At 67.0% G+C, this 20,237-nt stretch carries 14 protein-coding genes; 10 read left to right on the top strand and 4 right to left on the bottom strand.

Features of this window, described 5'->3' with window-relative positions; translation table 11 throughout:
• Positions 1-11 precede the first annotated feature (11 nt).
• The 5 genes from BM009_RS09155 to BM009_RS09135 all read left to right on the top strand — a co-directional run bounded on the left by BM009_RS09155 (position 12) and on the right by BM009_RS09135 (position 9,087).
• Entirely contained in the window at positions 12-2,999 is a 2,988-nt protein-coding gene (locus BM009_RS09155) for a TonB-dependent receptor (RefSeq protein ID WP_093295552.1), read from the top strand.
• 109 nt (positions 3,000-3,108) lie between these two features.
• Positions 3,109-6,558 (top strand): response regulator, encoded by a 3,450-nt coding sequence (locus BM009_RS09150; protein WP_093295551.1) that lies wholly within the window; start codon positions 3,109-3,111, stop codon positions 6,556-6,558.
• Positions 6,555-7,394 (top strand): CheR family methyltransferase, encoded by an 840-nt coding sequence (locus BM009_RS09145; RefSeq protein ID WP_093295858.1) that lies wholly within the window; start codon positions 6,555-6,557, stop codon positions 7,392-7,394. Before BM009_RS09150 ends, BM009_RS09145 begins: the two co-directional genes overlap by 4 nt.
• On the top strand, positions 7,391-7,948 hold the full coding sequence (locus tag BM009_RS09140) for a chemotaxis protein CheB (protein WP_093295549.1): 558 nt from the start codon (positions 7,391-7,393) through the stop codon (positions 7,946-7,948). Before BM009_RS09145 ends, BM009_RS09140 begins: the two co-directional genes overlap by 4 nt.
• Positions 7,949-7,953: 5 nt before the next feature.
• On the top strand, positions 7,954-9,087 hold the full coding sequence (locus BM009_RS09135; RefSeq protein WP_093295548.1) for a hybrid sensor histidine kinase/response regulator: 1,134 nt from the start codon (positions 7,954-7,956) through the stop codon (positions 9,085-9,087).
• 80 nt (positions 9,088-9,167) lie between these two features.
• Here BM009_RS09135 and BM009_RS09130 read toward each other — a convergent pair whose 3' ends face one another.
• Positions 9,168-10,031, bottom strand: coding sequence for an alpha/beta fold hydrolase (locus tag BM009_RS09130; protein ID WP_093295546.1), 864 nt, complete (start codon positions 10,029-10,031; stop codon positions 9,168-9,170).
• Between the two features lie 317 nt (positions 10,032-10,348).
• On the opposite strand from BM009_RS09130, the gene BM009_RS09125 reads away from it, so the two are divergent.
• Complete coding sequence (locus tag BM009_RS09125) at positions 10,349-12,361, top strand: M13-type metalloendopeptidase (protein ID WP_093295545.1); 2,013 nt, start codon at positions 10,349-10,351, stop codon at positions 12,359-12,361.
• Positions 12,362-12,415: 54 nt separating this feature from the next.
• Here BM009_RS09125 and BM009_RS09120 read toward each other — a convergent pair whose 3' ends face one another.
• On the bottom strand, positions 12,416-13,396 hold the full coding sequence (locus BM009_RS09120) for an alpha/beta fold hydrolase (RefSeq protein ID WP_093295543.1): 981 nt from the start codon (positions 13,394-13,396) through the stop codon (positions 12,416-12,418).
• Between the two features lie 243 nt (positions 13,397-13,639).
• On the opposite strand from BM009_RS09120, the gene BM009_RS09115 reads away from it, so the two are divergent.
• Positions 13,640-14,515 (top strand): alpha/beta fold hydrolase, encoded by an 876-nt coding sequence (locus BM009_RS09115; RefSeq protein ID WP_175487957.1) that lies wholly within the window; start codon positions 13,640-13,642, stop codon positions 14,513-14,515.
• 38 nt (positions 14,516-14,553) lie between these two features.
• The gene (locus BM009_RS09110; protein ID WP_093295542.1) at positions 14,554-14,850 is read left to right on the top strand and encodes a GNAT family N-acetyltransferase; all 297 of its coding nucleotides are present in this window, start codon (positions 14,554-14,556) and stop codon (positions 14,848-14,850) included.
• Here the strand turns inward: BM009_RS09110 and BM009_RS09105 are convergent.
• The gene (locus BM009_RS09105; RefSeq protein WP_175487956.1) at positions 14,847-17,936 is read right to left on the bottom strand and encodes a sensor histidine kinase; all 3,090 of its coding nucleotides are present in this window, start codon (positions 17,934-17,936) and stop codon (positions 14,847-14,849) included. The two genes, BM009_RS09110 and BM009_RS09105, sit on opposite strands and share 4 nt — an antisense overlap.
• A 224-nt stretch (positions 17,937-18,160) precedes the next feature.
• Here BM009_RS09105 and BM009_RS09100 point away from each other — a divergent pair, with 224 nt between their 5' ends.
• Positions 18,161-18,541, top strand: coding sequence for a winged helix-turn-helix domain-containing protein (locus BM009_RS09100; RefSeq protein ID WP_093295540.1), 381 nt, complete (start codon positions 18,161-18,163; stop codon positions 18,539-18,541).
• An 18-nt stretch (positions 18,542-18,559) separates the two neighbouring features.
• Here the strand turns inward: BM009_RS09100 and BM009_RS09095 are convergent, their stop codons facing one another.
• Complete coding sequence (locus BM009_RS09095; RefSeq protein ID WP_254772209.1) at positions 18,560-19,177, bottom strand: response regulator; 618 nt, start codon at positions 19,175-19,177, stop codon at positions 18,560-18,562.
• A gap of 306 nt (positions 19,178-19,483) precedes the next feature.
• On the opposite strand from BM009_RS09095, the gene BM009_RS09090 reads away from it, so the two are divergent.
• Positions 19,484-20,179, top strand: a complete 696-nt coding sequence (locus BM009_RS09090; protein ID WP_093295536.1) for an isochorismatase family protein — start codon at positions 19,484-19,486, stop codon at positions 20,177-20,179.
• Positions 20,180-20,237: the final 58 nt, after the last annotated feature.

Raw genomic sequence — 20,237 nt, 5'->3', positions numbered from 1 at the left:
GGAGAGGGGATATGGACACTGTTCGTGGCCACAAACGCGCCTTGTTCGCGTCGTGCAGCGCACTCGCCGCGCTGATCGCAACGTCCGCCGCCGCACAGACCGCGCAGGACCAGCCAGCGCCGGTGCAGGCCGACGATGCACAGAATAACGAGATCGTCGTCACCGGCTTCCGCGCCTCGCTCAATAGCGCGCTCAACCTGAAGCGTTCCGAAACCGCCGCGGTCGACAGCATCGTCGCCGAGGATATCGGCAAATTCCCGGATTCGAACCTCGCCGAGTCGATGCAGCGCATCCCCGGCGTGGCACTCTCCCGCGGCGACGGCGGCGAGGGCCGCAACATCTCGGTCCGCGGCCTTGGCTCGCAATTCACCCGCGTGCGGATCAACGGCATGGAAGGCGTGTCGCAGGTCAGCGGCAGCGACATTCGCGGCGGCGTGGCGACCGGCCGTTCGTTCGACTTCGTGACCTTCCCCACAGAGATCTTCTCGGCGCTCACCGTGCGCAAGACCACCTCGGCCGATGTCGAGGAAGGCTCGCTGGGCGCAACGGTCGACCTCCGCGCGCCCAAGCCGTTCGACCAGAAGAAGGACTTCGTCTTCTCCGCCACCGCGCGCGGCATCTACAATGACATCCGCAAGGACGTCGATCCGCGCCTCTCCGCGCTTGTCTCCAAGAAGTTCGGCGACAGCTTCGGCATCCTCGGCAGCATCGCCTATTCGAAGCGCCATATCGACGAATATGCCTATTCGGCCGCCGATGTCGTGCCGACCACCGTCTACGGCCTGGCGCAGCCTGCCGGCAGTGCCAATGCGGGCGTGATCTTCCCGTTCTGCACGCCCGTTGGCTATATCTACAAGGGCGCGCCGGTGAACAGCCCGGTGGCCGGCTATACCCAGCCGAGCGGCGCCTCGATCGGTGCGGATGCGAACAACTGCAGCACCAACAATCCGCGTACCGGCAACCAGGCCGCCTATGACTATATCATGAGCCGGACGGGCGTGAACGGAAAGCCCGGCGGCGGCGTCTACCTGCCGCGCCTGCCGCGCCCGGTGAAGGGCAGCCAGAATCAGGAACGTATCGCCGGCTCGCTGACACTGCAGTGGAAGCCGAACGACAATACCGACATCTCGCTCGACGGCCTGTATTCGCGCTTCAAGGTCAAGCGGCTCGACACGATGTTCGACGCCCGTTCGTTCGGCCGCGCAATTTCGAACAACGGCCAGCCACTCACCTCGGTGCGGGAAATCGAGGTCGACAGCAACGGCTCGCTGATCCACGGCCTGTTCGACGGCGTCGACCTGCGCTCGGAAATGCAGGACGAGCGCTTCACCTCCGAATACAAGCAGGCGAACCTCAACTTCGACCATCGCTTCTCGGACGCTTTCCGGCTGTTCGGCCTGGCGGGCATCAACCAGTCGCAGCTCGACGTGAACCGCCTGCAGGTAGCGATCGACTCCAACGACACGCGCAACTGGTCGATCGACTTCCGCGACGACCCGAACATCCCGAAGATCGGCTACGGGATCGACACCACGAACCCTGCGCTGTTCCAGTACGGCCCGCCGCTCGCCAATGGCGACCAGCGTGGTCAGCTTTCCAACTTCATCCGCCGCAACACGATCACCAGCAAGACCTTCGAGCTCAACGCCGACTGGAAGGTGACACCGGGCTTCTCGATCCAGGTGGGCGGCCAGTATCGCACCAACAAATACACCGCGCGCGAGCGCCAGCTCGCCACCAACACCCCGCTGGCGCTGCCGGCCGGTGCCTCGATCGCCAATTTCAGCTTCGTCACCACCGGCATCGGCAAGAATCTCGGCGGCGACCTTCAGGACTTCGTCTCGATCGATCCGGACAAGTTCCGCCAGGTCGTCGGGCTCAACGATTATGTCTATTGCAGCGTCGAATGCGCCAAGGGCACCTATGGCGGCGTCGACGAGAAATACGCCTCGGGCTATCTGATGGCCAAGTTCGACACGTCGAACGTGCTGCCCTTCGCGCTGCGCGGCGATGCCGGCGTGCGCTATGTCCGCACCAGCCTGGACACCTACGGCCCGATCACCACCGCGTCGCCGGCGGGATCGCTCTACCCGTCGCGCTTCGTCATCTCCAATGTCAGTCGCTCCTATGAGGACTGGCTGCCGTCGATGAACCTCGCGCTCGACATCACGCCAAGCCTGATCGCGCGCGCTTCGGCGGCGCGGGTGATGTCGCGGCCCGCCTATGGCCAGCTCATCCCGGCGGGTTCGGCGAATCTGGTGATCCAGACCGCATCGTTCAGCAACCCGTTCCTCGATCCGATCCGCGCCAATACCTTCGACGCCGCGCTCGAATGGTATTTCCGCCCCGGTTCGCTGCTGTCGGTCGCCTATTTCTACAAGGACATCGAGACCTATATCCAGACAACCAGCCAGAGCCTGGCCTTCCAGGATATCGGCCTGCCGCTGTCGCTGCTCAACGGCACCCAGCTGCGCCCGACCGATCAGTTCACCGTCCAGCGCAGCAACAATACGCCCGGCGGCCCGCTGCGGGGCTTCGAAGTGAATGTGCAGCTGCCCTTCACCTTCCTGCCGGGCGTGCTCAAGAATTTCGGTGCGCTGGGCAATTTCACCCGGGTGCGCTCGAACATCAACTACATCATCTCGCCCACACTCTCGCGCACCGCGCCGCTGGTCGGCCTGTCGCCCGAGACGGCGAGCGGCACGCTCTACTATGAGGACAGCAAGTTCAGCATCCGCTCGACGGTCAACTATCGTTCGTCGTTCCTCACCGCGGTGCCGAGCGGATCGGTCGACGCGGACTCGACCGCCAATGCCCGCTCGATCTTCGTCGATGCCTCGGCCTCGTACAATCTCAGCGAGCATATCAAGCTGATCGCCGAGGTGCAGAACATCACCAACGAAACCAACCGGCTGACGGTGGATACGGTCCGCCAGGACCCGCTCTACACCGCCTATTTCGGCCGGACCTACGCACTCGCGGTGAACTTCGTGTTCTAACCACTTGGTGGGACAGGCGGCGCGCCTGTCCCATCCTGTTCGTCAGGACTATTGCTCTCCTCCCGCAGCGCGGTATGCGGATCCCGGGGCCTCTTCTGGGATCGAGTGCATGAAGCGTCGGAATTTGTTGCGCGACTCCGGCGGCCGCTCCGCCTGGACCTCGGTCGGGCTGGTCGTCGGACTGGCCTTCTTCCTGATCAGCGGCGCACTCGCCTATCGCAACGTGCTGGCACTCGGGGAAAGCGACGCGGCGATCCGCCACAGCCACACCGTGCTGATCGCGCTCGATGAGCTGCTGTCGACGGTCCAGGACGCCGAGACCGGCCAGCGCGGCTATCTGTTGACCGGCGGCCAAGGCTATCTCGAGCCCTATACCAAGGCGACCGAAACGCTCGACGGGCGGCTGGACCATCTCCAGAACCTGGTCAGCGACAATGACGTGCAGCAGAGCAACATCGTGCAGCTGCGGCGCCAGGTCGGCGCCAAGCTCGCCGAACTGCGCGAGACGATCGACGTTCGCCGCAAGCAGGGTCTCGCGGAGGCACTCGCCATCGTCGAGACCGATCGCGGCAAGAACAACATGGATGCGATCCGCGCCCAGCTGGCGGCGATGGCGCGCGAGGAAGGACGCCTCCGTCAGGAGCGGCTCGACGACATGGCAGCCGCGTCGCAGGCGGCGATCGCCAGCGGGCTCGTCTCCAGCCTGATCGGTGCGGCGCTGACGCTGATGATCTTCGTGCTGGTCCGCCGCAATCTCCAGGCCCGCGCCCGGGAAGAGTGGCTGCAGAACGGGCTGCTCGGCATTTCGGCGGCGGTACGCGGCGATCGGTCGGTGGAGGAAATTTCCGAGGCGGTGCTCGGCTATCTGGCGGACAAGCTCGGTTTCCAGGCAGGCGCGCTGTTCAAGGGCGAGGCCGGGGTGTTCCGCCGCGTCGCCACGCTGGGCGTGCCCGGCGATGCCGATGTGCCCGAGGCGTTCGGCCTGCGCGAGGGGCTGCTCGGCCGCGTCGCCGCGGAGGGCAAGCCGATCCTGCTCGACGACGTGCCGGACCATTATCTGGAGATCGGCTCGGCCTTCGGCAGCGACAAGCCGCGCCACCTGATGATCGTGCCCGCCAAGGCCGACGACATGGTCAATGCGGTGCTGGAGCTGGGCTTTTTCTACCCCACCGATCCGATGATGCTGGAGCTGCTGGAGCGCGCGTCGCCGGCGATCGGCGTCGCGCTTCGCTCGGCGCGCTTCCGGGCCCAGCTGCAGGACGCGCTGGAGGAAACCCAGCGCCAGGCCGCCGAGCTGCAGACCCAGAGCGAGGAACTGCAGGTCAACAACGAGGAGCTGGAGGAGCAGGGCCGGGCGCTGCGCGAATCCCAGGCGATGCTGGAGCAGCAGCAGGTCGAGCTGGAGCAGACCAACAGCCAGCTGGAGGAACAGGCCCAGGCGCTGGAACACCAGCGCGACGAACTCGAACGCGGCAGCGCCGCGCTGCTCGTCAAGACGCAGGAGCTGGAACAGGCCAGCCAGTACAAGAGCGATTTCCTGGCGAACATGAGCCACGAGCTGCGCACCCCGCTCAACTCGCTGCTGATCCTCGCCAAGCTGCTCGGCGACAATGGCCCCGCCACGCTCACCGCCGAGCAGGTGAAGTTCGCCCGCACGATCGAATCCTCGGGCAACGACCTGCTCACGCTGATCAACGACATTCTCGACCTGTCGAAGATCGAGGCGGGCCATGTCGATATCCGCCCCGAGCCGGTGAGCCTGGTGCGTCTCGGCACCGATCTGCGCCAGGTCTTCCAGCCGGTGGCGGAGCAGCGCGGGCTCGATCTGGAGATCGTGCTCGACGAGACCGCGCCGAAGGGCATCGAGACCGATCGGATGCGGCTAGAGCAGATCCTCAAGAACCTGCTGTCGAACGCGCTCAAGTTCACCGAAAAGGGCTCGGTGAAGCTGCAGGTCCGCGCTGCCGGCGACCGGATCACATTTGCGGTGCGCGACACCGGCATCGGCATCTCGCCCGAGCAGCAGCGAATGATCTTCGAGGCGTTCCACCAGGCGGACGGCACGATCAACCGCCGCTATGGCGGCACCGGTCTCGGCCTGTCGATCTCGCGCGAGCTGGCGCGACTGCTCGGCGGCGGCATCACGCTGGAGAGCCGGGCAGGCGAGGGCAGCACCTTCACGCTGACGCTGCCGCTCCGCTACGATGCCGAGGCGGTTGCCCCGCGGGCGCTTCCGGCGGCGCCGGCGGCTCCGGCCAAGCCTGTTGCCCCGCCGGCTCCCGCCGCCATGCCCGCGCCGCCGCGCCGTGCCGCCGCCGCGGCGGCCGACTGGGTGCTGGACGATGACCGCGACCGGCTGGTGCCGGGTGGGCGACACCTGCTGGTGATCGAGGACGATCCCGTCTTCGCCTCGATCGTCTGCGACCTCTCGCGCGAGCTTGGCTTCCAGTGCCTTGTCGCCAGCACCGCCGACGAGGCGCTGCAGCTGGCCCGCAGCTATCGGCCAAGCGCGGTGGTGCTCGACCTCGGCCTGCCGGACCAGTCCGGGCTGATCGTGCTCGACCAGCTCAAGCAGGAGGACAGCACCCGCCACATCCCGATCCACGTGATCTCGGCCGCCGACCAGAGCCAGACCGCGCTGTCGCTGGGCGCGGTCGGCTATCATATCAAGCCGATCAAGCGCGAGCTGCTCGCCGAAGTGCTGCAGAACCTGCAGGCGCGCACCGCCAGCCACGTCCGCCGCGTGCTGATCGTCGAGGACGACGACGTCCAGCGCGACGCGGTGGCCCAGCTGCTGCAGAAGGACGATGTCGAGACGGTCGGCGTCCGCACCGCTGCCGAATGCCTGCAGATGCTGCGCAGCCAGACCTTCGACTGCATGGTGCTCGACCTGTCGCTGCCCGACGCCTCGGGTTATTCGTTGCTCGAGACGCTGAGCGAGGAAGACGGATCGCACAGCTTCCCGCCGGTGATCGTCTATACCGGCCACGACCTCAGCGCCGACGACGAGCAGAAGCTGCGGCGTTATTCGAGCTCGATCATCATCAAGGGCGCCAAGTCGCCCGAGCGGCTGCTCGACGAGGTCTCGCTGTTTCTCCACCAGGTCGTGTCCGAGCTGCCCAGCGAGCAGCAGGAGATGATCCAGGCCGCCCGCCGCCGCGACGCGGTGCTGGAAGGGCGCCGCGTGCTCATCGTCGAGGACGATGTCCGCAACGTCTATTCGCTGACCAGCGTCCTCGAGCCGCGCGGCGTGCTCGTCCGCATCGCCCGCAACGGCCAGGAGGCGCTCGACGCGCTGGCCGAGGCGGCGAGCGATCCCGAGAAGGGCGTCGACCTCGCGCTGATGGACGTGATGATGCCGGTGATGGACGGCCTCACCGCCACCCGCGCGATCCGCCAGGATTCGCGCTGGGCCAGGCTGCCGATCATCATGCTCACCGCCAAGGCGATGCCCGACGACCAGGAACGCTGCATCGAGGCGGGCGCCAGCGATTACATGGCGAAGCCGATCGACGTCGATAAACTCTTGTCGCTCGTCCGCGTTTGGATGCCGCGATGAACGACGAAACCCCGGAACCCGATGTCGACGATATCGAGATCGAACTGCTGCTCGAGGCGCTGTACCGGCGCTACCATTACGACTTCCGGCACTATGCCCGCGCCTCGATCAAGCGGCGGCTGATCCAGGCGCGCGGGCGGCTGGGCATGTCCAGCTTCTCGGCGCTGCAGGACCGGCTGCTCCACGATCCGGACATGCTGGCCAAGCTGCTCAACTATCTCACCGTCCAGGTGAGCGAGATGTTCCGCGATCCCAGCTATTTCCGGGCGCTGCGTGAGAAGGTGATCCCGCACCTGCGGACCTATCCCTCGCTCAAGGTGTGGATTGCGGGGTGCAGCAACGGCGAGGAAGTCTATTCGCTCGCCATGCTGTTCCGCGAGGAGGGACTCGAGCAGCGCACGATCTTCTACGCCACCGACATCAACCCCAAGGCGCTCAAGGCCGCCGAGGCGGGCGTCTACCCGCTCGACCAGATCCGCAAGTTCACCGAGAACCACCAGAAATCGGGCGCGCGCACCTCGCTCTCCGACTATTACGTCGCCGACTATGATCGCGCGATCTTCGACAGCAGCCTGCGCGCCAATGTCGTCTTCTCCGATCACAGCCTGGCGACGGACTCGGTGTTCGCCGAGATGCACCTGATCTCGTGCCGCAACGTGCTGATCTATTTCGATCGCGCGCTGCAGGAGCGCGCCGTCGGGCTGTTCGAGGAATCGCTGGTCCGTCGCGGGTTCCTCGGCCTCGGCCGCAAGGAGAGCCTGCGCTTCTCCGACCGCGCGGCCGGCTTTGCCGACTTCGTCCGCGAGGAGAAGATCTATCAGCGGCGCGAACGATGAGCGGCATGGTCGTGATCGGCGCGTCGGCGGGGGGCGTCCAGGCGCTGCTCACCCTGCTGCCCGCGCTGCCGGCGGACTTCCCGCGGCCGGTGCTGATCGTCGTCCATGTGCCGCCCGATCACGATCACGGTCTGGCGGCCCTGTTCGAATCGCGCTGCGCGATGCGGGTCTGCGAGGCGGAGGACAAGCAGGTGCCCGAGCCAGGCACCATCTATTTCGCGCCGGCCAACTACCATCTGCTCGTCGAGCTTGACGGCAGCATGGCACTTTCCGCCGACGATCCGGTCAACCACAGCCGGCCCTCGATCGATCTGCTGCTGGAAAGCGCCGCCGATGCGCTGCGGCGCCGGTTGATCGCCGTGCTGCTCACCGGCGCCAACCAGGACGGTGCCGAGGGGCTGCGCGCCGTCGCCCGCACCGGCGGCACCGCGATCGTCGAGGATCCGGCCACCGCGCGCGTCCCGACCATGCCGGCCGCGGGCCTCGCCGCGAACCCCGGCGCAACCCGTCTCGCGATCGATGCGATCGCGCCCCACCTCTTGCGATTGGCCTGAGCCATATGTCCGCCCCCCAACCGGTGAAGTTCCTGCTCGTCGACGATCTCGACGAGAATCTGCTGGCGCTGGAGGCGCTGCTGCGGCGCGACGGCCTGGAGTGCCTCAAGGCGCGTTCGGGCGACGAGGCGCTGGAACTGCTGCTGGTCCACGACGTCGCGCTGGCGCTGCTCGACGTGCAGATGCCCGGCATGGACGGCTTCGAGCTGGCCGAGTTCCTGCGCGGCAACGAGCGTACCCGTCACGTGCCGATCATCTTCCTCACCGCGGGCAGCGCAGACGCGCAGCGCCGCTTCCGCGGCTATGAGGCGGGGGCGGTAGACTTCCTCCAGAAGCCGATCGACGCGGGCATCCTGCGCTCGAAGAGCAACGTCTTCTTCGATCTCTACGAGCAGCGCCGCCAGATCATCGCGCAGCGCGACGAACTCGCGCGGCTGACCCAAGACCTGCAACTCGCCGATCGGCGCAAGAACGCGTTCCTCGGCATGGTCGGCCATGAGCTGCGCAACCCGATCATGGCCTTCGGCGCCGGGCTCCACCTCCTCAAGCGCCGCGCCGGCGAAGAAGCGGGCGAACAGGTGCGCGAACGGATGGAGCGGCAGGTCGGTCATATGACCCGGCTGATCGAGGACCTGCTCGACGTTGCCCGCATCGACCAGGGCAAGATCGTGCTGCGCATCGAACGCGTCGACCTTGCCGATGCCGTGGCTCTGGCAGTGGAGCTCAGCCGCCCGCAGATCGATGCGCGGAGGCATCGCCTGACGATCGACCTGCCCGACGCGCCCGTCTGGCTGAACGCCGATCAGGCGCGCATCGCCCAGGTCGTAAGCAACCTGCTTTCCAACGCGGCCAAATACACGGCGGAGGGCGGCGCGATCGATCTGCGCGTGCTGCGGGAGGCGGGGCAGGTCGCGATCGAGGTCGCCGATACCGGGCTTGGCATTCCGCCGGAGATGCAGGGGCAGGTGTTCGACTTGTTTGCCCAGGTTGAACGCAGAGGCGAGCAATCGGACGGGCTCGGCATCGGGCTGGCGCTGGTCCGGCAGCTGGTGAGCCTGCACGGCGGAACGATCGCGCTGAAGGAAAGCGTGGTGGGGAAGGGCTCTACCTTCCGGGTGCTGCTGCCCCGCGCGGACTGAGGGCCTAGGGCCTTGCCAGCGGGCGGCAGCGTGCTCCGGTTCTGCCCGGCGCCGCGGATCGATCCTTCTGGAGCGAATGGCTAGCCGCGCCAGCCCTGCAGGAACTCGAGGAGCAGCGCATTGACCGCTTCGGGGCGCTCCTCGTGCGGCAGGTGGCCGCAGCGCTCGATCGGTATGGCGCGCAGATCGTCGGCCATTTCCGCCCAGACCTTGGGCATATCGAACATCTTGCCGACCGCCCCGAAATCCGCCCCCCACAGCGCCAGCGTCGGGCAGGCGATCTTCACCTCGGCATCCACCAGGTCCTGCGCCACGTCCTCGGCATTGGCGCGATAGTCGGCCATGGCACCGCGCACCGCGCCCGGCGCGCGATAGGCGCGGACATAGGTGTCGAACGCCTCGCCGCTGATCGCCGACGGATCATAGGCCCAGTCGGAGAAGAACCAGCGCAACCATTGTTCCTCCTTGCCGGCGATCAGCGTCTCGGGAAGATCGGGGATGAGGTGGAACAGGAAGAACCAATAGGCCTTGGCGATCTCCGCATTCAGGTCGCGCGCGACGATGCGGGTGGGGACATTGTCCATCACCACCAGCCGGTCGACCCGCTCGGGAAAGTCCTTGGCGAAGCGAGTGGCGACGCGGGCGCCCCGATCATGACCGACCAGCGCGATGCGACCGACGCCGAGCGCGTCGAGCAGCGCCGCCAGGTCGCGCGCCATGGTGCGCTTGTCATAGCCGCTGGCCGGCTTGTCGGTCTCGCCATAGCCGCGCAGGTCCGGCGCGATGATGCGGTACAGCTCGCCCAGCACCGGGATCTGGTGGCGCCAGGCGAAGTTGGTCTCGGGGAACCCGTGGAGCAGCACCACCGGCGGGCCGTCGCCGGCATCGATATAGTTCTGACGGATGCCGTTGGCGCGGAGCGTGTGGCTGGCATAAGCGATCATCGGGCAGGGTCCTTGGCGATACGACGTCGCCTTGTGGCAGCCGCCCAAAGCAGGGGATTGGCGCCGAACGCGGTCTTTTGTCGGTTCCGGACATCGGCGAGCCTCACAAGGCGCCGGCAAGGGCCGTCAAGAGGTCGGGTGATCCACAAGCGGCGCTGCCCCGTTTCCAGCTGGCTGTACGCGCTGCGCCAAGAAGACAATCGCAATGGCCGCCACCTTGAACGAGCCGGTCAAAACACCGCGATTTACCAGGCTTAACCAGACGCGCGGGAACCACTTCGCCTAACGCTGCGCAACTAGGAATAGGGGGCAACTGGATGCGGGCTGTAGGTGCGGGTATGGTGATGGCACTGGGGGCGGTGCTGGTCGCGGCCGGGGTGCCCGAACAGGCCGGGCCGATCGCGGGACTGGACCTGAGTGCGCTGGACTTGGCGACACCGCCCGGCGACGATTTCTGGCGCTACGCCAATGGGGGCTGGGCGCAGCGCACCCCGGTACCGCCGGGAAGCGACGCGGTTGGCGTGTCGGTCGACGCACGCCGCAATGTCGACGCACAGGTTCACGCGATGCTCGATGCGCTGGCGGTGCACCCCGAACGCGAGGGGAAGGTGGGCGGTGTCGTCGGCGCGTTGCATGCCAGCTGGCTTGCCGAGCAGCAGGTGGATGCCCGTGGCCTCGCGCCCGCACACATGGTGCTGCGGCGGATCGCACGCCTCGCGTCGATCGACCGGGTCGAAGCGGCGATGGTGATGCCGGGACTCCCCGGTCCGATCGCGATCGGGGTCGCCCCAGATCCGGCGCAGCCCGCCCGTGCGCTGCTGTCCATCGAACAAGGCGCGCTGGGCCTCCCGCGCGATTTCTATCTTCGCCGGGAGCCTGTCTATGCCGGCTATCGCGCGGCCTATCTGGCCTATCTTCGGCAACTGCTCACATTGTCCGGCGGTCGCGCCGCGGATGCGCGAAGGATTCTCACGCTGGAGACGCGCATCGCCGAGAATCAGCTGGACGGGGCGGCGCGACGCACCGCGCCGATGCTGCGTCTGTCGCCTGCGAAACTTCGCCGCACGGTGCCGGGATGGCCTTGGGGGCCCGTGCTGTGTGCTTCCGGATATCCCGGCCATGGACCGATCCTGGTGCAGGGCGATGGATCTCTGGCAGCGTTAGGGCGGGTGCTGCACGCGACGCCGTTGCCGGTCGCCAGGGCCTATCTGGCGCTGCGCTATCTCGATGGGCATGTCCGTTACCTGCCGCGTCGCTTCCGCGCCGCGCGGGACCGGCTCGACAGCGCGCTGGGCGTATTGCGGCCCGCCGCCCCGCGTGCCGCGCAGGGAGTCGCGATCGCGAACGAGCTGCTCGGCGAGGCGGTCGGCTATCTCTATGTCCGCCGCAACCTTTCGGCGGAGTCCGCGCGCCAGGTACACGCGATCTTCGAGGATGTGCGGGCCGGGCTACGGGAGCGGATTACGCATGCGGCCTGGATGGACGATGCCACGCGCAGCGGCGCGCTCGCCAAGGTAGACAGTATCCGCCTGCGCCTCGAAGAAGCGGGCGCGGTGCCACCCGACCTGAGCAGATTGCGCCTCGACCGGCGCGACCTGTTCGGCAATGTCGAGCGGATCGAGACCTACCGCGCCTTGCTCGATCGCCGCCGGCTGGCGGCTCCCGAGCGCGCTGGCGCGCGGGAATGGCCGATGTCGCCGCAGATCCTCAACGGCTATTACTACGCGCCGACCAACAGTCTGATCATCAACGTCGCGCTGCTCCAGCCACCGTTCTTCGATGCCGCGGCCGATCCCGCGGTCAACTATGGTGCGATCGGCGCCTTTATCGGCCATGAGCTGGGCCACGCTTTCGACGATCAAGGCAGCCGGATCGACGCCGAAGGCCGCGAACGCGACTGGTGGACTGCCACCGCGCGCCGCGCCTATGCCGCGCGGACGACGGCACTTTCGGTGCAGATTGCCGCATTCGAGGCGCTGCCCGGGCTCAAGGTCGATCCGCGGCTTACCCTGGGTGAAAACATCGCCGACCTGATCGGCGCGCAAGCCGCACTCGATGCCTATGCGCGATATCAGAAACGGACGGGGCTGACGCCGTTGGTCGCACGCTACAGCGGCGAACAGCGGCTGTTGCTCAGCCTGGCGCAGATGCGGCGTTCCAAGCTGGCCCCTGACGCCGCCCGCCAGCTTGCGGCGATCGATGGCCATGCGCCGGTACAGGTCCGGATCAACGCCGTCGTCCGCAACCTCGACGCCTGGTACGCGGCATTCGGCGTGCAGGCAGGGGCCAAGCTCTACCTCCCGCCCGCCGAGCGGGTACGCTTCTGGTGAAAGCGGCATGTGGAGCCCGCGACACGCCGGGTATCGCGGGCACGGCAACATCGATTATTTGGTGAGATTGCGATCGAGGAAGTTCCGGATCAGCGCACCCATCACGTCGAGGCGGTCTTCCAGCGCGAAATGCCCTGAATCGAGGATGTGGATCTCGGCCTTGGGCAGATCGCGGAGATAGGGATGCGCCCCTTCCTCGGGGAAGATCTTGTCGTTCTTGCCCCAGACGATGAGCGTTGGTGGCCGGCGGTTGCGGAAGAACTCCTGGAATTGCGGGTAGAGCGGCACGTTCGAGCCATAGTCGCCGAGCATGTCGAGCTGGATGTCGCGGTTACCGGGGCGATCGAGAAGCGCCTGATCGTGCACCCAGTTGTCGGGGCTGATGCGGGCGACGTCGCCCATGCCGTCGGTATACTGGAATTTGGTGATGTCGAGCGTGACCAGGTTGTTCAGCGCGTCGCGGTTCTTCTGCGAACGGTCGCGCCAATAGACCTTGATCGGATCCCAGAAGGGCGACTGCAGCCCTTCGTCATAGGCGTTGCCGTTCTGGACGATCAGGCCGCTCACCCGCTCCGGGTGCTTGAGCGCGAGCCGGTAGCCGATCGGCGCCCCGTAATCCATGACATACATGGCGTAGCGCTTGGCGCCGATCTGCGTGACGAGCTTGTCGACGACATCCGCCTGGTTGGCGAAGGTGTAGGCGAACTTCGTATGGTCCGGCGCGTCGCTCTGGCCGTAACCGGGATAGTCCGGCGCGATCACTCGATATTTGTCGGCGAGCAGCGGAATCAGGTTCCGGAACATGTGCGACGAGGTGGGAAAGCCGTGCAGCAGCAGTACGACCGGCCCGTCAGCGGGGCCGGCCTCGCGGTAGAATACCTTCACCCCATCGATCGTCGCGGTGCGATAGTGGATCACGGGCACGCTGATGCTTGGCGCAGGCGGTTGCGGCGCGCCTGCGGGGAAGGCGAACGCCGCGGGGGAAGCGGTATTCGTCGCGGCGGCAAGCGCTGCTCTTATCAAAAGTCGTTTCATGCAGAATCTCCTTGCGGGTTGGAAGTGCGTGTCGTTTGGCGCAAGAAGTAACCAAGTCGGGTGCAGGATGGTGTCGCTTGTGGTAAAATGCCGTGAAGCGTGATGACGATGGGGTGCTGCAGAATGCTGCGAAGGATGCGCCCTTAGACCGGATTATACCTGCATTTACTTGCGTCGTTCCGATGATCGGCAAAGAGGGGAGCGAGCCCGGCGTCACCGCGGCCGTTCCGAGATGAGGTATCGATGCAGCGTCCGTCCGAGCAGCTTGAGATGTCCGTCCACCGGATAGACGCGGCGGGGGTGTCGATCTTCTACCGAGCGGCAGGCGATTCCGGGCGCCCGGCGATCCTGCTGCTGCACGGTTTTCCGAGCTCGTCGCATCAGTTCCGCGCGTTGATGCCCCGCCTGGCCGATCGGTATTATGTGATCGCCCCGGACCTGCCCGGGTTCGGCTTCACCGACGTACCCGAAGGATTTGTGTACAGCTTCGACCGCCTAGCGGAGACCCTCGGCGCCTTTTGCGATGCGCTGGGCCTCACCCAATACGCACTGTATCTGTTCGATTACGGCGCGCCGGTCGGTTTCCGCCTCGCCCTTGCGCGCCCGGACGCGATCCGCGCGATCGTGTCGCAGAACGGTAACGCCTATGAAGCGGGAATGAGCGAGGGTTGGGCACCGACCCGCGCCTATTGGGCGGATCCTTCGCCCGCCAACCGCGATGCCATGCGCGGCATGCTCACGCTCGAGACCACCCGCTGGCAATATACGCACGGCGCGCCGGATCCGACCCAGGTCGCCCCCGAAGGCTATTGGCTCGATGCCGCGCTGCTGGCACGCCCCGGGCAGGACCGGATCCAGCTGGAGCTGATCGCCGATTACGCGCGCAACGTCGCGCTGTACCCGCGCATCCATGCCTATCTGCGGGACCGGCAGCCGCCCTTGCTGGCGGTGTGGGGAGCGAACGACCCGTTCTTCCTGCCGGCCGGTGCGGAGGCGTTTCGGCACGACCTGCCTGAAGCCGAGGTGCACCTGCTCGACGCAGGCCATTTCGCGCTGGAAACGCACGCGGGCGAGATCGCCAATCTTATGCGGGACTTCCTCCAGCGCCATTTGCGCTAGGGAGAATCGTGCCACATCCACTGGTAAGGGGAGAGACGATGCAAGGTGACAGCGAGGTTCGGAACAACCTGGACGCGAGCCGTTACGAGCTGGCGACGGAGAAGGGGATCGCCTTCTCGGAGTATCAGCGGCACGAGGGCATCGTCATCTTCACCCATACGGTCGTACCAAAGGTACTCGAAGGGCAGGGGATCGGCACCCGACTGATCGCCGGTGCGCTGGCAGACGTCCGCGCGCAGGGGCTGCGGATCGTCTCGCGGTGTCCGTTCGTCAGCGCCTATCTGCAGCGCCATCCCGAGGACCGGGATCTCCTGGTGGAGTCCTCGCCGGCCTAGTCGATGGTGATGTGCCGGGACGCGGCGAGCCGCCGCCACAGCCGCACGTTGACCAGCCGCGGCACCCTGTCCCGCCAGGTCGACCACCGCGATCCGCCGCGACGGGCATAGACGACATGGGCCGGGATCGTGAGTGTCAGCTCCGTCCCGCCGCCTGCGGGCACGCGCGCGGCGAGGCTGCCGCGCAGCTTCCTTGCGCGCTCCCGCATGCCTTGCAGCCCGTAATGGCCGGTCTTGCGTCCGCACTCTAGGACCGATGCAGGGATCCCTGCGCCGTCGTCCGAAAACCGGATCGTGAAAGGGCGGCCAAAGCGGATATCGATGCGCAATTGCTTAGCAATAGCGTGCTGCCGCACATTGGCGATCGCTTCGCCGGCGATGCGGACGATCTCGTCGAGTGCGATCGGTGCAAGCGGACGGGATTCCCCGATCGCCTGGATGCGAACGCTCGTCGCAGGATCGAAACCCTGCTCGGCGACGATCGCGGCGAGGATCTCGACGATGCCTTCGGGATCATGCTGGGTGCGCAAGTCGCGCACGCGGTCGCGTCCCTCCGATATCGCCCGATCGGCGCGGATCAGGGCACTCTCGAGCTTGGCGCGCTCCGGCGTCCCCCGCGGCAGGTCCTCCACCGCGACCTGGACGTACAGCGTGAGCGTCTGGACCGATTGCAGCAGCGTGTCGTGCAGTTCGCGGGCGATGCGTTCGCGCTCGCCCATCCGCTCGGCCATCCGTGCGCGGATGCGGTGGGCGACCGCGCGCAGCCGGAGTTTGTACAGCAGCCAGAGCAGCACCAGCACGCCCGCGCCGCAGAGCAGGCGGAAGGGCCAGCTCTGGACGAAGGTCGGCGGGATCTCGAATGCCAGGGTTGCGCCCTGCCGGTTCCACACGCTGTCCTCGTTCGCCGCGATCAGGCGGAACCGATAGCTGCCCGGCGTTAGCCCGGTGTAGAACGCCTCGCGGCGCGTGCCTGCATCTACCCAGCCGTCGTCGATCCCCTCCAGCTGGTAGCGGAACTGCACGCGCGAGGGGACCGACAGGCTCGTGGCGGTATAGGCGATCTGGAGATTGGAGGTGCCCTTGGGCAGCCCGATGGGCGCCTCGCCCGCATAGCTGCGCCCGCCTGACGTCAGCGACTTGATGATCACCGTCGGGGGCAGCCGATTGAAGAACAGCTGCTTGAGGTCGATCCATGCGACGCCGACCCTGGTGAGGAACCACAGCCGCCCATCCATGGCTTCGATCGCCGTCTGCGACCAGGAGTCCTGCTGTGCCACGCCGGGCATGCCGTCATCGCGATCGAACACGCGTGCCTTGAGCGGGCGTGCGGGGTGCGCGAACGCATCCTCAAGGGCGGCATGGGCGATCTGGACTACCCCGCCGGCGGTGTTGAGCCAGAGGTCTCCAGTCCGCGTTTCGACGATTCCGGCCGTCCGGCTCAGAAAGGGGTGCACCTCGGACCGCAGGGTGACGAAGCGCCGGCCGTCGAACCGCGCCAGCCCGAAGTCGCCGCCCGCATAGACATGGTGTCCCCGAACCGCGATGACCACGACGGTACCCAGCGCCAGATCCTTGCGCGCGGAGAACGCGCGTCGTCTGGGTCCCTCGATCAGCTCGATACGGTGGCCTTCGGCGATCCAAATGCGCCCGGCGTCATCGCGCAGCATCTGGGTCGGCGGATTGCCTGTCGTTGCGAGCCGCGGTTCGGGTGCCCATTCCTCGCGCTCTCGGCAGAATGCGCCTTTGGCCGAGGAGATGCAGACCCGACCCGGTGCTTCCTCGATCAGCGCAAACGGCGTCGGTTGCGGCCAGGGCAGGGGCACGTAGCGGATGGCGGCGCCGGACCAAATGCCCAAGGTTCGATCCGTACCGATCCAGACGCGTGCCAGCGCATCCGTGTGCAGGACCAGCGGACGTCGCGGCAGCCTGCTCAGCATTCGTGCGGGATGGGTGGGCGCTGCCTGGAACAGTGCGTCGTTGGTCGTCACATACATCGTACCCGCCGGGCCCGGCGCGATCCGGAAGCCGTTCCGCGAGTCGGTCGGCAGCCCGGTGGCCACCACGGCGCTGGTCTCGCGGAACTGGTCGAGGCCCAGATTGGTCCCCACCCAGATATTGCCTTCGCGATCTTCCAGGATCGGGTTGGCGAGGTTGGACGTGAGGCCACGCTCCACGCCGAACCGCTCGCGCAGGCCGTTGGGGAGGAGCGCGCCACCCACCCAGCCGAGCCCGAGCCGGAAGACGCCGCCGCTTCCATAGGTGCCCCACAGGCCGCCGCGCCGATCGAACAACATGCTCTCGGCGCGAGGGTTGGCCGTCCTCGGCGGCTGTACCCATGTCTGCGGCGCGCCGGCCGCAGATCCGGCGATGCGCTGGAGACCGGGCCGCACCCCGGTGCTCAGCCAGATCGCACCGTCGGGGGCCTGCTTCAGCTGCGGTCGTTCCGAGGCGGAGGCCGGAACGCGTGTGAAGCGGGCGGTACCCGGGCGCAGCACCGCCAACTCGCCGCCCACGGCGATCCACACCGACCCGTCCACGCCCGCGACAACACTGGTCGCAGCGCCTGCGGCCACCCCGTGGCGGCGGTCCAGCATCTCCCATCTGCCGAGGCGGAAGCGCGCGACACCGCCTCGACTGTCTTCGCCCAGCACCGCCCAGATCACCCCGCCGCGATCCTCCGCCAGCGCCAGCACGGGAACGGACGGCATGGCGAGGTCGAACGTGGTCAGGTGCCCGGCGCGGAGCCTTGCCACGGCACCGGACGCGAAGCCGATCCACAGGTCGCCGGTGCGGGTGGCGAGCAGCGAATTGACGTTGAGCGAGGGGAGATGCTCCCCTTGGAAGGGACGGAATTTCTCGAAACGCGCGCCGTCGAAGCGATATAGCCCGCTTCCCGTGCCCAACCACAGATAGCCGTCGCGCGACTGGGCGAGCGCCCAGATTTCCGGCGGTGCGCCTTCGCGTACGGTCCAGGCGGTGTGCCGCAGTTGCTGCAGGCTGCGCGGTGCGCCTGCGGCGAGGACATCCCCCGCGCCCGACAGCGCCGCCAGCATGGCCAGTACCCAATATCTCACCGCGGACGACATGCGCCGTATCTCGTCCAAAGCGAACCGAGTGTCACGAGGCACGATGGCGCCGGGCCGTGTCGATCCCCCAAAAGGGTGAAGCCGGACGACCCGGCGGTAGGGTGCCGGGACTGCGCCATCGGCATAGTCTTGGCGGCACAACATCATCGTTCCGACCCAGGGCCCGACGTCCGGCGACATGCTGCCGGGAGCACCCGGAGCGATGCAACCGGAAGGTCGTCATCATGCCGTCTACTGCGCTTTCGGTACGCACGCCGTCGCCAGCGTATCAGGCACCCCTGGTGCGGGCGATCGAGCGGTGCTTCCGCTTCGGGCCGTTCGTCCTGAAGCCGGGGCGGCAGCTGCTGCTCAAGCACGGGGTGCCGGTGAAGATCGGCGCCCGCGCACTCGACATCCTCACCGTGCTGGCCGAGCGGCCGGGGGAGGTCGTCAGCAAGCGCGAGCTTCGCGCCCGCACCTGGCCCGACACCTTTGTCGGCGACGGCAACCTCAAGGTGCATGTCGCCAGCCTGCGCAAGGTGCTGGGCGAGGTGGTGGAGGCGCCGAGCTATATCGCTACGGTCACCGGGCGCGGCTATCGCTTCATCGCCGACGTGCAGGACTGAGCGCCGCGCGCCGGGGGCTCAGCGGTGGAAGAAGCCGCGCCGGACCGCGACGGTGACCGCGTGGGTGCGGTCGTCTACGCCCAGCTTCGCGAAGATGTTCTTGAGGTGCGACTTGATCGTGTCGGGCGAGAGGTCGAGGTTCCGCGCGATCTGCTTGTTGGGATGCCCCTCGGCGACCATCCCCAGGATCGCCATCTCGCGATCGGTCAGCGGTTCGTCGAGCGCATGTTCGGCGACGGCATGGCTGATTTCCGCGCTCATCGCACGGCGCCCTGCATGGACGGTGCGGATCGCATCCAGCAATTCGGTACGCAGGCAGCTCTTCAGCAGATAGCCGGCCGCACCGGCGCGGATCGCGCGCACCGCCTGCGCGTCCCCCGAATAGGTGGTAAGCACCAGGATCCTGGCCTTGGGGTACAGGGCCAAAATCGTGCTGATCGCATCGATGCCGTCCATGTCGGGCATCTGCAGGTCCATCAGCGTCACGTCGGGCGTGAGCGCGCGGAACATCGCGACCCCCTCGGTGCCGTTCGCTGCCTCGCCCGCAATCTCCATGTCCGGCTGCCGCGCGATCAACGCGGCCACGCCGTCGCGCACCGTTGCATGATCGTCGACCGTCAGCACCCGTATCGTCACGTTTCCCCAATCCCCTGGCGGCGCCCTTCCCATTCCCCGGAAGTCGCCCCGTCCCCGATGTCCAGAGTGGACCATCCTACCGATCCTGGGAGAAATTTCCACGGTTCGTCGCGATCAGGCTCCCCAGAACGGACGGGGGAGCTTGCCCCATCGGCCGAGATGCGCCGGGCGGTACCTGCACTTAACCGCAGCTTACCACAGCTGACCCGAGCCCGGCGGCGATGTGGCGTACAACCTCTGTAGTTCGACCTCATCTCTCCGGACCGCTGGCGATGCGCAGCGGCGAAAGCCCACAGGATCCCGATCATGCCCACGTCGCTTGCCTCCAAATCCAGCGTTCTTGCCAGCGGCGGCGGCGCGATGCTGATGGATCCGGCCGATACGGTGATCCTGCTGCTCGACCATCAGTCCGGCCTGTTCCAGACGGTGAAGGACATCCCCGTCGCCGACCTGCGCCGCAACGTCGAGATGATCGCCCGGCTGGCGACCCTGCTGGAGATCCCGGTCATCACCACCGCGTCCGAACCGGCCGGTTCCAACGGGCCGCTGATGCCGGAGATCGCCCTTCATGCCCCGCACGCCGTCTATGTGCCGCGCAAGGGCGAGGTTAATGCATGGGACAATGACGATTTCGTCGCGACGGTCCGCGAGACCGGCCGCAAGACGCTGGTGATGGCGGGCGTGTGGACCAGCGTGTGCGTGATGTTCCCGGCGCTCGATGCGCGCGCGGCGGGGTTCGATGTCTATGCGGTGCTCGATGCGTCGGGCGATCCGAGCGAGATGGTCTCGCGGATTTCGCTCGCACGCTTCGTCCAGGGTGGCGTGAAGCCGACCTCGACCAACGCGCTGCTCTCCGAACTCCACCGCACCTGGGCCCGCCCCGAAGCCGCCGAGCTGGCCAAGCTCTACGGCCTCGCCGCGCCTAACTATGCCGCGGTGATCGAGAGCTATGTTCGTGCCCAGCAGGCGGCGCGGGAGGCGACCGGCAGCGGGCGTGCCTGATCCCGTTTCACACCGTGCCTCCGAGGGGACATCCTTCCTGTGACGACCTGCGCCTGAA

Source organism: Sphingomonas sp. NFR04, assembly GCF_900114095.1.
Taxonomy (GTDB): domain Bacteria; phylum Pseudomonadota; class Alphaproteobacteria; order Sphingomonadales; family Sphingomonadaceae; genus Sphingomonas.
This window is presented reverse-complemented; position numbering and strand designations above follow the sequence as displayed.